This is a genomic window from Geodermatophilus sp. YIM 151500 (genome assembly GCF_025716945.1).
In the GTDB taxonomy this organism is placed as follows: Bacteria; Actinomycetota; Actinomycetes; order Mycobacteriales; family Geodermatophilaceae; genus YIM-151500.
In genome coordinates this window covers 194,976-209,303 of sequence record NZ_JAOVZT010000004.1, presented here as the reverse complement: position 1 = coordinate 209,303, position 14,328 = coordinate 194,976, and the positions used below count along the sequence as shown (strand labels likewise).

10 protein-coding genes are annotated in these 14,328 nt (G+C 75.0%); 9 read left to right on the top strand and 1 reads right to left on the bottom strand.

The features are described from left to right. Positions 1-41 precede the first annotated feature (41 nt). The 8 genes from glmU (at position 42) to OF117_RS09285 (ending at position 12,325) form a co-directional block, all read left to right on the top strand. The gene (gene glmU / locus OF117_RS09320) at positions 42-1,556 is read left to right on the top strand and encodes a bifunctional UDP-N-acetylglucosamine diphosphorylase/glucosamine-1-phosphate N-acetyltransferase GlmU (protein ID WP_263552554.1); all 1,515 of its coding nucleotides are present in this window, start codon (positions 42-44) and stop codon (positions 1,554-1,556) included. Between the two features lie 14 nt (positions 1,557-1,570). After that, positions 1,571-2,551, top strand: a complete 981-nt coding sequence (locus tag OF117_RS09315; RefSeq protein ID WP_263552553.1) for a ribose-phosphate diphosphokinase — start codon at positions 1,571-1,573, stop codon at positions 2,549-2,551. 496 nt (positions 2,552-3,047) lie between these two features. Continuing rightward, positions 3,048-3,794: a 50S ribosomal protein L25/general stress protein Ctc gene (locus OF117_RS09310; RefSeq protein ID WP_263552552.1), complete on the top strand. Its 747-nt coding sequence runs from the start codon at positions 3,048-3,050 to the stop codon at positions 3,792-3,794. Positions 3,795-3,802: 8 nt separating this feature from the next. Further along, the gene (gene pth, locus OF117_RS09305) at positions 3,803-4,447 is read left to right on the top strand and encodes an aminoacyl-tRNA hydrolase (protein WP_411969441.1); all 645 of its coding nucleotides are present in this window, start codon (positions 3,803-3,805) and stop codon (positions 4,445-4,447) included. Positions 4,448-4,940: 493 nt separating this feature from the next. Beyond that, positions 4,941-6,392, top strand: coding sequence for a sugar transferase (locus OF117_RS09300; RefSeq protein ID WP_263552551.1), 1,452 nt, complete (start codon positions 4,941-4,943; stop codon positions 6,390-6,392). Positions 6,393-6,678: 286 nt separating this feature from the next. Then, positions 6,679-10,296 carry a transcription-repair coupling factor gene (mfd, locus tag OF117_RS09295; protein ID WP_263552550.1) on the top strand — a complete coding sequence of 1,206 codons (3,618 nt, stop codon included), beginning with the start codon at positions 6,679-6,681 and terminating at the stop codon, positions 10,294-10,296. Between the two features lie 134 nt (positions 10,297-10,430). Further along, positions 10,431-11,393, top strand: coding sequence for a peptidylprolyl isomerase (locus OF117_RS09290; protein ID WP_263552549.1), 963 nt, complete (start codon positions 10,431-10,433; stop codon positions 11,391-11,393). Positions 11,394-11,410: 17 nt separating this feature from the next. After that, positions 11,411-12,325 carry a MazG family protein gene (locus tag OF117_RS09285; RefSeq protein ID WP_263552548.1) on the top strand — a complete coding sequence of 305 codons (915 nt, stop codon included), beginning with the start codon at positions 11,411-11,413 and terminating at the stop codon, positions 12,323-12,325. A 42-nt stretch (positions 12,326-12,367) separates the two neighbouring features. Here OF117_RS09285 and OF117_RS09280 read toward each other — a convergent pair whose 3' ends face one another. Then, positions 12,368-12,595, bottom strand: coding sequence for a hypothetical protein (locus tag OF117_RS09280; protein ID WP_263552547.1), 228 nt, complete (start codon positions 12,593-12,595; stop codon positions 12,368-12,370). A gap of 416 nt (positions 12,596-13,011) precedes the next feature. Between OF117_RS09280 and OF117_RS09275 the strand changes: the two genes are divergently transcribed. Continuing rightward, complete coding sequence (locus OF117_RS09275) at positions 13,012-14,289, top strand: mechanosensitive ion channel family protein (protein ID WP_263552546.1); 1,278 nt, start codon at positions 13,012-13,014, stop codon at positions 14,287-14,289. Positions 14,290-14,328 lie beyond the last annotated feature (39 nt).

Sequence of the window (14,328 nt, the reverse complement as noted above, 5' to 3'; positions counted from 1 at the left end):
CGGCACGCCGTCGTGCGCCGCGCCGTCCGCCGAGGAGATCCGTGACCCGTTCGCACACGCCGCCGCCGGGCGGCCCGGCTCCCGCCGCCGGGGTCGCCGCCGTCGTCGTCCTGGCCGCCGGCCAGGGCACCCGGATGCGCTCCTCGACGCCCAAGGTCCTCCACCCGCTGGGCGGGCGCTCGATGCTCGGCCACGTGCTGGCCGCCACCGAGCCGCTCGGTGCGGGCGCCACGGTCGTGGTCGTGGGGGCGGGCCGGGACGCCGTCGAGGCCCACCTCGCGGAGATCGCGCCCAAGGCGCTGCCCGTCGTCCAGGAGGAGCAGCGGGGATCCGGGCACGCCGCCGCCGTCGCGCTCGCCGCGGTGCCCGACGTCGAGGGCCCGGTGCTGCTGGTCAACGGCGACGCCCCGCTGCTGCGCACCGGCACCGTCGCCGCTCTCGTCGAGGAGCACGCGCGGGCGGGCAACGCGTTGACCGTGCTGACCGCCGAGGTCGACGAGCCCACCGGCCTCGGGCGGATCGTCCGCGACACCGGCGGGGCGGTGACCGCGATCGTCGAGGAGCGCGACGCCACCCCGGAGCAGCGGACGATCCGCGAGATCAACGCCGGGGTGTACGTCGGCGACGCGACCGCGCTGCGCCGGGCGCTGGCCCGCGTCGGTCAGGACAACGACCAGGGGGAGCAGTACCTCACCGACGTCCTCGGGCTGCTCGTCGACGAGGGGGCGCCGGTCGGCGGTGTGCGCGCGGAGGATCCGGACGACGTCCTCGGCTGCAACGACCACCGCGAGCTGGCTCTCCGGCGCCGCCAGCTCAACGACCGCGTCCTCGACGACCTCATGCGGTCCGGGGTCACCGTCGTCGACCCGGCCACCACGTGGGTCGACGTCACCGCCGCCGTCGCTCCGGACGCCGTCCTGCACCCCGGCGTGCAGCTGCACGGCACGACCTCCGTGGCCGCCGGTGCGGCCGTCGGCCCCGACAGCACGCTGCAGGACACCGAGGTGGGGGAGGAGGCCACCGTCGTCCGGGCGCACTGCGTCGGAGCCGTCGTCGGCCCCCGGGTCTCCGTCGGACCGTTCGCCTACCTGCGGCCCGGCACGCGGCTGGGCCCCGGCGCGAAGGTGGGCACCTTCGTCGAGACCAAGAACGCCGACGTCGGCGAGGGCTCCAAGGTGCCCCACCTCTCCTACGTCGGCGACGCCACGATCGGGCGCGGCACGAACATCGGGGCGGCCACCGTCTTCGTCAACTACGACGGGGTGGCCAAGCACCACACGACGATCGGCGACCACGCCCGCACCGGCGCAGACAACATGTTCGTCGCGCCGGTGACCGTCGGGGACGGCGCCTACACGGCCGCGGGATCGGTCATCACGACCGACGTGGAGCCGGGCGCCATGGCGGTCGCACGGGCCCGGCAGCGCAATGTGGCAGGCTGGGTGCGCCGGAGAAGGCCCGGGACGGCGGCCGCCGAGGCAGCGGCAGCCGCCGAGGAGCGTGCGGGCGCGTCCCGGTCGCCGTCCGACCCGTCCGGCGCCGACGACGACCAGTAGGGGTAGCGGAGCCGATGAGCGCGATCCGTCAGACGCCCAGCAAGAGCCTGATGCTCTTCTCCGGCCGGGCCTTCCCCGAGCTGGCCGACGAGATCGGCGGGCACCTGGGGGTCACGCCGACGCCCACGGCCGCCTACGAGTTCGCCAACGGCGAGCTGTTCGTGCGCTTCGAGGAGTCGGTGCGCGGCTGCGACGCCTTCGTCGTGCAGAGCCACACCGCGCCGCTCAACACGTGGCTGATGGAGCAGCTGATCATGGTCGATGCGCTGAAGCGCGCGTCGGCCAAGCGGATCACCGTCGTCGCCCCGTTCTTCCCCTACGCCCGGCAGGACAAGAAGCACCGCGGCCGGGAGCCGATCTCCGCCCGCCTGGTGGCCGACCTGTTCAAGACCGCGGGCGCCGACCGGCTGATGACCGTCGACCTGCACACCGCGCAGATCCAGGGGTTCTTCGACGGCCCGGTCGACCACCTGTTCGCCCTCGACCTGCTCGCCTCGCAGGTCGAGCAGCGCTGGGGTGACCGCGACATCACCGTCGTCTCGCCCGACTCCGGTCGCGTGCGCGTCGCGGAGCGCTGGACCGACCGCCTCGGCGGCCGCCCGCTGGCGTTCATCCACAAGACCCGCGACCCGTCGCGGCCCAACGAGGTCGTCGCCAACCGCGTCGTCGGGGAGGTGCAGGGCCGCGTCTGCATCCTCGTCGACGACATGATCGACACCGGCAGCACGATCGTGAAGGCCGCCGAGACGCTGTTCGAGGCCGGCGCCGCCGACGTCATCGTCACCGCGACGCACGGCGTGCTCTCCGGTGCCGCCGTCGACCGGCTCAAGAACAGCCGGATCAGCGAGGTCATCGTCACCAACACGCTGCCCATCGAGCCGGAGCGGCAGTTCGACAAGCTGACCGTGCTCTCCATCGCCCCGCTGCTGGCGCGGGCGATCAAGGAGGTCTTCGAGGACGGCTCGGTCACCAGCCTGTTCGCCGGGGCGAGTTGATCTGTCGCCCTCCGGGCTCCAACCGCGGCCAGGTGCCGTGCCCCCCGTTGCGCCGAGCCCTGCCTCGCCGTCCCGTCGGGGAGCCTTCGGCCCCCGCGCCGGGACGACGACCTCGCACGCGTCCTGCGTGGCGAACCGCGGCCAGGTGCCGTGCCCCGGTTCGCGCTGAGCCCTGCCTCGCCGTCCCGTCGGGGAGCCTCCGGCCCCCGCGCCGGGACGACGATCCCGCACGCGTCCTGCGTGGCGAACCGCGGCCAGGTGCCGTGCCCCCCGTTGCGCCGAGCCCTGCCTCGCCGTCCCGTCGGGGAGCCTCCGGCCCCCGCGCCGGGACGACGCGCGCTGGGGTAGCCTCGTGGTCGTTGCCCGGCGAGGGAGACGGTCCGACCGTGCTCCGTGATCGACGTGCACGCTCCCGGTGGCCTCCGGCCCGTCGGGGTGTGCCGCGCTCGTGCGCCGGCCCGCAGCCCCGATCGCCACTCCCGAGGAGCACAGAACCGTGGCCGACTTCCGCCTCGTCGCCGAGCGCCGCACCGAGTTCGGCAAGGGCAGTGCCCGCCGCACCCGCCGTGAGGGTCGCGTCCCCGCCGTCCTGTACGGGCACGGCCAGGACGTCGTGCACCTCTCCCTGCCTGCCCGCGAGTTCGCCGCGGCGCTGCGCAACGGCGGCAGCAACGCGCTGCTGACCGTCGTCCTGGACGGCAAGGAGCAGCTCGCGCTGACCAAGGACGTGCAGCGCGACCCGCTGACCCGCGTGCACGAGCACGCCGACCTGCTGATCGTCCGCCGCGGCGAGAAGGTCACCGTCGACGTCCCGGTGGTCGTCACCGGCGAGCCCGCCGCCGAGACGCTGGTCAGCGTCGAGCTGAACACCGTGTCGATCCAGGTGGCGGCGACCGCCATCCCCGAGTCGATCGAGGTGGACGTCACCGGCCGCGGCGCCCACGAGGGCGTCACCGGCGCCGACCTCCGCCTGCCGAGCGGCGCCACGCTGCTCACCGACGCCGACGCCCTCGTCGTCAACCTCATGGCCGCGCCGACCGCCGAGGCCCTCGAGGCCGAGCTGGAGCAGGCCGAGGCCGAGGCCGGCATCGAGAAGGCCGTCGCCGAGACCGAGGCGCCGGAGGCCGGCGCCGCCCCGGCCCGCGAGGCCGGTGCGGCCGGTGCCGCCGGCCAGGGTGACGTCGTCCCCGAGCCGCAGGACCAGGGCAGCGGCGAGTCGATGCAGGCGACCGAGAACAGCTGAGGGATCCGCTGACCGACAGCACGATCCGCGGGGGCGCCGGCACTTCCGGCACCCCCGCGGGCGCACCCTCCGGGGGCCCGTTCCTCGTCGTCGGGCTCGGCAACCCGGGGCCCGGCTACGCCGGCAACCGGCACAACGTCGGAGTCATGGTGCTCGACGAGCTGGCCGCCCGGGCCGGCATCCGGCTCTCGCCGGGGAAGGGCGCTCGCGCGCGGGCGGTCGCCGGCGACGGGCGGCTGGCCGGACGACGGGTCGTCCTCGCCAGGCCGATGACGTACATGAACGAGTCGGGGGGGCCGGTGCGCGGGCTGCTCGACTACCACTCCATCGACCCGGCCGACCTGGTCGTGCTGCACGACGAGCTGGACCTGCCCTTCGCGACCGTGCGGCTCAAGCGCGGCGGCGGCGAGGGCGGGCACAACGGGCTTCGCTCGGTGAGCCGGTCGCTGGGCACGAAGGACTACCTGCGCGTGCGGGTCGGCATCGGCCGCCCGCCCGGCCGGCAGGACCCCGCCGACTTCGTGCTCAAGGACTTCTCCGCGACCGAGCGCAAGGATCTCGACTGGCTGGTCGCCGAGGCGGCGGACGCGGCCGAGGCGCTGCTCGAGCGCGGTCTCGAGGGTGCGCAGAACCTGGTGCACCCGCGGACCTGAGCCGCCGTCCGGGGGCGGACAGCGGGCATCATTCCGCTGTGCACCACCACGGACGGCGTGCACCACACGGACGGCGTCGACCGGGGCGTCTCGTCCGCCGGTCACCGACCGTGGTGCAGGTCTCGGAGCGCAGGGGTCGGGGACTCCGCCCGGCGACGCGGTCGGGTGACCCGGGCCATGGTCACTCTCCGGAGCCGGGTGTCGGGTTCTCGTCGCCTACCGCCTCGAACGCGACCGATGACGGAACGTGAGCAACGCCCAGGCGTGGCGGTGCGTGGCGCCGCCCGGACGGGGGAGGGGTGACCATCTGTGTTGACCACGGGATGACTTTGCGTGATCGTCATTCCTGCTTCGACTGGGGTTCACGTAGTCGGTCCGGGCAGCGGCAGCATACGGAGCCTCGTCGTCGCTCGGCGCAAGACTGCTACATCACGGGGGTAACGTGCTGCTCGACATCAACGGGGGCGGAAGAACGACGTCGACGACGGCGACCGTGGTGAGACCCGTCCGGGAGGTCGACGTCGGCGCACCGGCGTCCCGCCCGCGCAAGCAGGCCGCGTGGTCGCACCGTTACCGCTGGTCGCTCGTTGCCTACGAGGCCCTCATCGCCTTCGTCGCCGGCGCCGTCGTCGTGGTCACCCGCCCCTCGGGCGTCGACCCCTCCGGTTCGCTGTTCTGGGCCGCGGCCATCCTCGTGATCGCCTGGCCGACCCTGCTCGGCATCACCGGCGCCTACTCCGAGCGCGTGTTCGGGGCAGGCAGCGACGAGTTCCGCAACGTCGGGCGCGCGGGGCTGTGCCTGCTGGCCACCGCCGGCTTCGTCTCCTACGCCGCCGACCTCGACCTCAGCCGTGCGCTGGTGGTCCTCGCCGTGCCGCTGCTGATCCTGGCGACGATGCTCAGCCGGTGGCTGGGTCGCCGCGTGCTGCGCGCCCTCCGGGCCCGCGGGATGTGCACGAAGCGGGTGGTCGTCGTCGGGCGCGGCGCCTCGGCGCTCGACCTGATCCGCCAGCTCCGCCGGGAGAAGACTTCCGGCATGCAGGTGGTCGCCGCGTGCGTCACCGTGCCCGACCGCGCCCGGGTCAGCCAAGCCGCCCGCCTCCCCGTCGGAACCCTGGACGAGGTCGTCGACGTCGCCACCCGGTTCGAGGCGGACGCCATCGCCGTGACGTCGGCGAGCGAGACGGCCGCGCAGTACCTCCGCGAGCTGTCCTGGCAGCTGGAGGGCACGAACATCGAGCTGCTGGTGTCGCCCGGCCTGGTCGAGGTGGCCGGCCCGCGGCTGCACATCCGCCCCTTCGAGGGCCTGCCGCTGCTGGCCGTGGAGCAGCCCTGCTTCGAGGGCTGGCGCCGGATGATCAAGGGTGCGGTCGACCGGACGGGGGCGTTCCTGGCCCTGCTTCTGATGGCTCCGGTCATCGGCACGATCGCGGTGGCCGTCCGGCTGTCCAGCCCGGGGCCGGTGCTCTACCGCCAGAAGCGGATCGGCATCAACGGCCGGACCTTCACCATGCTCAAGTTCCGCAGCATGGTCACCGGCGCCGACCAGCAGCTGGACGCCCTGGAGTCGGCCAACATCTCCGACGGCCCGCTGTTCAAGGTGCGCGACGACCCGCGCGTGACCTCGGTCGGCCGCTGGCTGCGCCGGCTGTCCCTCGACGAGCTGCCGCAGTTGTGGAACGTCCTCAACGGGACGATGTCGCTGGTCGGTCCGCGCCCTCCGCTGCCGGGCGAGGTGGAGCAGTACGACAGTTCGGTCAGCCGGCGGCTGCTGGTCAAGCCCGGGCTCACCGGCCTGTGGCAGATCTCCGGCCGCAGCGATCTCCCGTGGGAGGAGGCCGTGCGCCTCGACCTCCGCTACGTGGAGAACTGGTCGCTGGCCATGGACGCGATGATCATCTGGAAGACCGCCTACGCGGTGCTGAAGGCCCGCGGGGCCTACTGACACCGAGTCCGAGCGACGCGACGTCCGACCGGGGGATCCCGGTCGGACGTCGCGTCGTGCGTTCGGGCCGGCTGGGCACCGACGGGGTCGTCCGCACGCGCGCCCGAGCCGATCGGACGTCGGAGCGGCGCGGCGAGCCCGCACCGCGCGGACTAGCCTGGGACGCCGACTGCGTCGTACGCAGCAGCGGTCCAGGCCGTCGGTGTGATCCCGCCGGTCCAACGCGATCGCCACCTCGCCCTCCCGTTCCGGATCCAGGAGTGGACCACTTGTGACTCTGCGCGGCGTGCTGGACGTCGTCCTGACCGACCCGGGCATGGCCCGCGTGATGGCGGCCATCGGCAGCGCGTCCCTCGCGGTGACCGCCCCGCCGCCGGTGCAGCCCCTCGTCGCCGCCGCGCTGGCCGCGGGCCGACGCGGCGGCCGCACCAGCGGCGGCGGCTCCAGCGGCGGCGGCTCCAGCGGCGGCGGCTCCAGCGACGACGGCGGAGCCGGCGTACCGGTGCTGGTCGTCACCGCGGGTGAGCGGGACGCCGACCTGGTCGCCGAGCAGCTGCGGTGCTTCCTGCCCGACCGCCGCGTCGAGACCTTCCCCGCCTGGGAGACGCTGCCGCACGAGCGGCTCTCCCCGCGGGCCGACACCGTCGGGCGCCGGCTCGCCGTGCTCCGCGACCTCGCCCACCCCGACGCCGGGAACGGGGCGGTCGACGTCCTCGTCGCCCCGGTGCGCAGCGTGCTGCAGCCGCTCGCGCCCGGCCTCGGCGACCTGACCCCGGTCGAGCTGCGGCCCGGCGACACCGCCGAGCTCGACGACGTCGCCCGGGCGCTGGTCGACGCCGCCTACACCCGCGTCGAGCTGGTCGAGAAGCGGGGCGAGTTCGCCGTCCGCGGCGGGCTGCTCGACGTCTTCCCGCCCACCGAGCCGCACCCCGTGCGGGTCGAGTTCTGGGGCGACGAGGTCGACGAGCTGCGCTACTTCTCCGCCGCCGACCAGCGCTCGCTCGACGAGCGCCCCGAGCGGCTGTGGGCGCCGCCGTGCCGGGAGCTGCTGCTCACCCCCGCGGTGCGCGAGCGGGCGACCGCGCTGGCTGCCGACCACCCGGGCCTCGCCGACCTGCTCGGCAAGCTGGCCGAGGGCATCGCCGTGGAGGGCATGGAGGCGCTCACGCCGGTGCTGGTCACCGGCGGGGCGGGCGGGGACGGTGCCGCGGAGCTGCAGCTGCTCACCGATCTGCTGCCCCGCGACACGCACGTGCTGGTCTGCGACCCCGAGCGGGTGCGCAGCCGGGCCGCCGACCTGGTGCGGACGGCGGAGGAGTTCCTCGCCGCGAGCTGGGCGACCGCCGCGGAGGCCGGCGAGGCGCCGCTGGACCTCGGGGCGTCGTCCTTCCGCGACCTCGCCGAGGTGGAGACCGCCGCCCGCCTCCGCGGCCTGCCGTGGTGGACCACCGGGGCCTTCACCCTCACCTCCGAGGACGACGACGAGCACGTCACCCTCGCCGCGTCGACGGTCGAGCGGTTCTCCGGTGACGTGCCGCGCGCCATCGAGCAGCTGCGCGGCTGGTCGCGCGAGGGCTGGCGGGTGGTGGTCACCTTCGCCGGACCGGGTCCCGCGCAGCGGGCCGCCGACCAGTTCACCGAGGCCGACCTCGGCGTCCGGCTCGTGCCCGACATCGCCCGCACCCCGGACGCCGGCCTCGCCCACATCACGCAGGGCAACCTGGAGGCCGGGTTCGCCTTCCCCGGCGTCCGGCTGGCGCTGCTCACCGAGCACGACCTGACCGGCCAGCGCGGCGCCAACATGCGCGACGCGGTGAAGATGCCCGCCCGGCGGCGCAACGCGGTCGACCTCGTCCAACTGCAGCCCGGCGACCTCGTCGTCCACGAGCAGCACGGCATCGGCCGGTACGTCGAGATGGTCAGCCGCACCGTGAACGGCGGCCAGCGCGACTACCTGATCGTCGAGTACGCGCCGAGCAAGCGGAACCAGCCGCCGGACCGGTTGTTCGTGCCCACCGACGCGCTCGACCAGCTCACCCGCTACGTCGGCGGCGAGCAGCCGGCCCTGTCCAAGCTCGGCGGCGCCGACTGGCAGAAGACCAAGGGGCAGGCGCGCAAGGCGGTCAAGCAGATCGCCGCCGAGCTCATCCGCCTCTACAGCGCGCGGATGGCCACGAAGGGGCACGCCTACGGGCCCGACACCGTCTGGCAGCGCGAGCTCGAGGACGCCTTCCCGTTCCACGAGACCCCCGACCAGCTGGCCGCCATCGACGAGGTCAAGGCCGACATGGTGCAGCCCGTGCCGATGGACCGGATCATCTGCGGGGACGTCGGCTACGGGAAGACCGAGATCGCCGTCCGGGCCGCGTTCAAGGCGGTGCAGGACGGCAAGCAGGTCGCCGTCCTGGTGCCGACGACGCTGCTGGCCAACCAGCACTTCAAGACCTTCTCCGAGCGGGTCGCGCAGTTCCCGGTGAAGGTAGGGGTGCTGTCGCGGTTCCAGTCCGACGCCGAGTCGCGGCAGATCCTCGACGAGCTCGCGCGAGGTGAGGTCGACATCCTCGTCGGCACCCACCGCCTGCTGCAGCCCACCACCCGGTTCAAGGACCTCGGCCTGGTCATCGTCGACGAGGAGCAGCGCTTCGGCGTCGAGCACAAGGAGTACCTCAAGACCATGCGGACGGCGGTCGACGTGCTGTCGATGTCCGCGACGCCGATCCCGCGCACGCTTGAGATGTCGCTGACCGGCATCCGAGAGATGTCGACGATCCTCACCCCGCCCGAGGAGCGGCACCCGGTGCTCACCTACGTCGGCGCGTGGGACGACAAGCAGATGGCCGCCGCGATCCGTCGCGAGCTGCTCCGCGACGGCCAGGTGTTCGTCATCCACAACCGCGTGCAGTCGATCGACAAGGCGGCGGCGAAGATCCGCTCGCTCGTGCCCGAGGCGCGGGTCGCCGTGGGCCACGGGCAGATGAGGGAGCACGAGCTCGAGCGGATCATGGTCGGCTTCTGGGAGAAGGAGTACGACGTCCTGGTCGCGACGACGATCGTCGAGAGCGGCCTGGACATCCCGAACGCCAACACCCTGATCGTCGACCGGGCCGACACCTTCGGCCTCTCCCAGCTGCACCAGATCCGCGGCCGCGTCGGCCGCGGCCGCGAGCGGGCGTACGCGTACTTCACGTACGACCCGAACCGGCCGCTCACCGAGACCTCGGTCGACCGGCTCACCACCATCGCGCACAACACCGACCTCGGCGCCGGCATGGCCGTGGCGATGAAGGACCTGGAGATCCGCGGGTCGGGCAACCTGCTCGGCGGGGAGCAGTCCGGGCACATCGCCGGGGTCGGCTTCGACCTCTACGTGCGTCTCGTCGGCGAGGCCGTCGCCGACTACCGGGCCCAGGTCAGCGGCGAGGAGGCCCCGGCGGAGCCGCTGGAGGTGCGGGTGGACCTCCCGGTCGACGCGCACCTGCCGCACGACTACGTGCCCGGCGAGCGGCTGCGGATGGAGGCCTACCGCAAGGTCGCCGCGGTGCAGGACGACGCGCAGGCCCAGGCCGTGCTCGACGAGCTGACCGACCGCTACGGCGCTCCGCCGGCGCCGGTGCTGAACCTGCTCGCGGTGGCCCGCTTCCGCGCGGCGATGCGCCGGCTCGGGATCACCGAGGTGTCGCTGCAGGGACGCGCCATCCGGATCAGCCCGGTGCCGCTCCGCGAGTCGCAGCAGATGCGGCTGGCCCGCCTGGCCGACGGCGCCACCTACAAGTCGACCGTGGAGACGATCTCGCTCAAGGTGCCCGTCGGGCCGGACCGGCGGACGCCGCTGCGCGACGTCGCCCTGCTGGAGAACCTGCACGCCCTGCTCACCGGGGTGCTCGAGCAGCCGCGGGCAGCCTGAAAGAGGACCCCCCCCGCCCCCGCCACTCGCAGGCTCGCGGCGGGACCCTGCAGGGGGCCGCGGAACCGGGCCGCCGAGTGGCGCGCCCGAGGCACTCCACGGGCGCGCCGCGCGCGTGTGGCAACCTCGCGGGCGTGCTGAACCGTCGACTGACCGCGGTCGCCGCCGTCGGGGTGGCCCTGGTGGGCCTGACCGGCTGCCGCACGTCGCCCAGCGTGGCCGCCTACGTCGGGGACGAGCAGGTGAGCGTGGCCGAGCTGGAGGCCGCGGTCGACCGGCGCCTCGACGACCCGGCCCTCGCGGCGTTCGCCCAGGGGCAGCCGGACGTCTACACCCGCCAGGTGCTGACCACGCTGGTGCAGGACGCCGTCCACGAGGCCGCGGCCGCCCGGTACGGCGTGCGGGTCACCGACGACGACGTGCGCACCCGCATCGACGCGCTGCTCGGCGACGACGACCCCGAGCAGGTGTTCGCGCAGCTCGCCGGCCAGGGCCTGGGCTACGCCGACGTGTTCGCCAGCGTGCGCCAGCAGCTCGTGCGCCAGCGCATCGCCGAGTCCGAGGGCCTGGCGGAGGGACTGGCCCCGGAGGACCTGCAGGCCCGGTACGAGCAGGTCCGCGACCAGTTCACCGAGCTGGACTTCGGCTTCATCACCGTGCCCGACCAGGCCACCGCCGACGCGGTCCTGGCCCAGCTGACCGCGAACCCGGGCGGCTACCCGTCCGTGGCCGCCCAGTACGGCGGCCCCTACACGCTGGCGCAGACCGAGCAGCGCCCGCCCGCCGAGCTGCCCGCCCCGCTGCGGCAGCAGGCCGCGGCGGCCGCGCCCGGCACCGGGTTCTCCGTGGCGGTGCCCGAGACCGGCGGGATCGTGGTCGGCTTCGTGGCCGACCGGACGACGCCGTCGTTCGAGGAGCTGCGCCCGCGGCTGGAGCAGGAGGCGCTGGCCGCGGCCGACGAGCAGGTGCAGGAGCTGGTGGGCGAGGTCCGGGCCGACCTCGACGTCACCGTGAACCCGCGCTACGGCCGGCTCGAGGAGGGCGTGGTCGCGCCCGGCCGCGGCGGGCCGGTCGACATCCTGGACGCCGAGAGCTGACGCCGGGAGCTGACGCCGTGCCCGTCACGCTGGTCGTCACGGTCAGCCCGCGGCTGCCCGGCCTCCTGGGCGCCGAGGGCTGGCGGGCGGTGACCTCCGGCCGGCCGGTCGTCGCCCTCCCGGGGGCCGCGGCCGCGGCCGCGGCGCTCCGGGCGCAGGGCCTGGTGGTCGCCGACGTCCCGACGGCGGACGGCGCCGATCCCCCGGCCGTGGACGGCGCCGTCTGCCTGGCCGCGCCGGGGGAGGAACCGGCCGGCGTCCCGGTCGTGGCCGGGACCCCGGAGCCGCCGGGCACCCGGCTGCTCGACGTCGTCCGCGTCATGGACCGGCTCCGCTCGCCCGGCGGCTGCCCCTGGGACGCCGAGCAGACCCACGCCTCCCTCCGCGGCTACCTGCTGGAGGAGGCGCACGAGGCCTACGACGCGATCGTCGACGACGACGCCACCGCGATGCGCGAGGAGCTCGGCGACGTCCTGCTGCAGGTGGTCTTCCACGCGCGGGTCGCCGCCGAGGCCGGTGCCGACCGGCGGTTCGACGTCGACGACGTCGCCGGCGACCTGGTCGACAAGCTCGTCCGCCGGCACCCGCACGTCTTCGGGAACGCGGGGCCGCGCGACGTCGCCCAGGTGGAGGCGGGCTGGGAGGAGATCAAGCGGGCGGAGAAGCAGCGCCGCTCGCCCACCGAGGGCGTGTCCCGGTCGCAGCCGGCGGCCTCCTGGGGCGCGGCGCTGGTGCGCCGCGCCACGCGCGCCGGTCTGCCCGTGCCTCCGGCCGCCGAGCTCGCCGAGGACAGCCCGGAGCAGCTGGGGGAGCGGCTGCTGGCCGTCGTCACCGCCGCCGAGCAGTGCGGCTGGGACGTCGAGGACGCGCTGCGCGAGGCGGTGCGCCGGTACGCCGGGGAGCTGGACGCCGCGGCCCGCGCCACGCCCTGACCGGGCCGCAGCCCGTCGGGACCGGGTCCCGGCCGGCCGGCGTCAGCACGCGCTGCCCGCCGGAGCGTCGACGACCGTGACCTCCGGGGAGCCCGGGCGCCGGGGGCGCCGACCGAGCCATCGATCGGTGAGGTGGACGGTGCGCAGCGGCGCGAGCCCGATCGTCGCGAACACCGCCGCGCCGGCGGTGCCCACCCCGAGCCGTTCGACGAGGCCGGACCCGGCCGCCGAGCCGATCTCGCACCGGCCACCCCGACGGCCGGCACGCACGGGAACAGTGCGCCCGCGACCGGCAGCAGCCAGCGCAGCCGGTGCACGGTGGGCCCGGCGACCGCGCGTAGCGCCCCGCGGCCACGGTGGGGGCGGTCGCGCCGGTCCGCGTCCTCCCTCGTGTAGCGCAGCCCACGTCGGTCGCGGGTGACGACCCACGGGACCGGCACCTAGCGTGGGGAGCGGGCCCGCCCGGGTCCGACGTGCCCGGACGGTGAGGACGCCGCGGGCCCGGTCCCGCGGCGGCGACGACGCCCCGCGCCCCTTCCGTCCCGCCCGTCCGAGCGGCTGCGCGCCTCCGGCGAGGACAGGGCGCGCCCGCACGCGACCGAGGAGCCATCCCGCTGTTCCGCACATCCCTCCCGTCCGCAGCCCGCATCCCGTCGACCGCTGACCTGCCCGCTACGGCGGCGGAGGTGGTGGAGGAGGTGGTGCCGGAGTCGCCGTGGCTGCTGCTGGCGCTGCTGACCGGCGTGGCGGCCGCCGCGTGGTTGCTGGCCGCCGGCGTCGGCGTGCTGGTCACCCGGCTGGCCGCGCGCGCGCCGGTGGTGGCGCACCTGTCCCGCCGCGGCCGGCGGCCGTTCCGCATCCTCGTCGTCCTGATCGCCCTTCTCGTCGTGCTCGACTCGGCGGCGGGGGCCGGCGACTGGCGCGATCCCGTCGTCCACGCGCTCGGGCTGGCGCTGATCGCGACGATCGCCTGGCTGGTCGCGGCCGGCACGTTCGTCGCCGAGGACCTGGCCCTGGCCCGGTACGACGTCGACGTCGTCGACAACCGGCACGCCCGGAGGGTGCGCACCCAGGTGTCGCTGCTGCGGCGGCTGACCGTCGTCGTCGTCGCCGTGCTGGCCGGCGCGGCCATGCTGCTCACCTTCCCCGCCGCCCGGGCGGCCGGGGCCAGCATCCTGGCCAGCGCCGGTGTCATCTCGATCGTCGCCGGGCTGGCCGCGCAGACCTCGCTGGCCAACGTCTTCGCGGGCCTGCAGCTGGCCTTCACCGACGCCATCCGCGTCGACGACGTCGTGGTGATCGAGGACGAGTGGGGCCGGATCGAGGAGATCACGCTGACCTACGTCGTCGTCCACGTCTGGGACGACCGGCGGTTGGTGCTGCCCTCGACGTACTTCACGACGACGCCCTTCCAGAACTGGACGCGCAAGGAGTCGGCCGTCCTGGGGGCGGTCGAGCTCGACGTCGACTGGACCACCCCCTTCGACCGGATGCGCGCGGAGCTCGACCGGCTGGTCGCGGCCTCGGACCTGTGGGACACCCGGGTCGGCGTGCTGCAGGTGACCGACGCCGTCGGCTCGCTGGTGCGCGTGCGGGTGCTGGTGAGCGCCAAGGACGGGCCGACGCTGTTCGACCTCCGCTGCCAGGTGCGCGAGGCCCTGGTGGTGTGGCTGCGGCGCGAGGCGCCGCACGCCCTGCCGCGCGTGCGCAACGAGGGCCCGGCCGGTCACGAGGTCGGCCGCGCCGTGGACGGCGTCGCGGCGGCCGGGCACGGGGGGACCGGGCGCGGCCCGAACGGGCACGGGCGGACGGCGGACGCCCGGCCGGTCGCGGAGGTGCCGGAGGCGCCGGCGGCCGGGCTGTTCACGGGTAGCAGCGAGGGCCGGGAGCGCTCGCGCGCCTTCACCGGCCCGAGCGAGGCCGAGCTGGCCGACCGCGACACCGAGCGCGACCCCGCCCGCTGACGCAGGAGGCGCCACCCGCCTCGAACCGGTCGCGCTCCG

What these genes read in the sequence shown, in the direction of transcription:
- OF117_RS09315 (WP_263552553.1), top strand. Translation starts at nt 1,571, where the DNA reads ATGAGCGCGATCCGTCAGACGCCCAGCAAGAGCCTGATGCTCTTCTCC.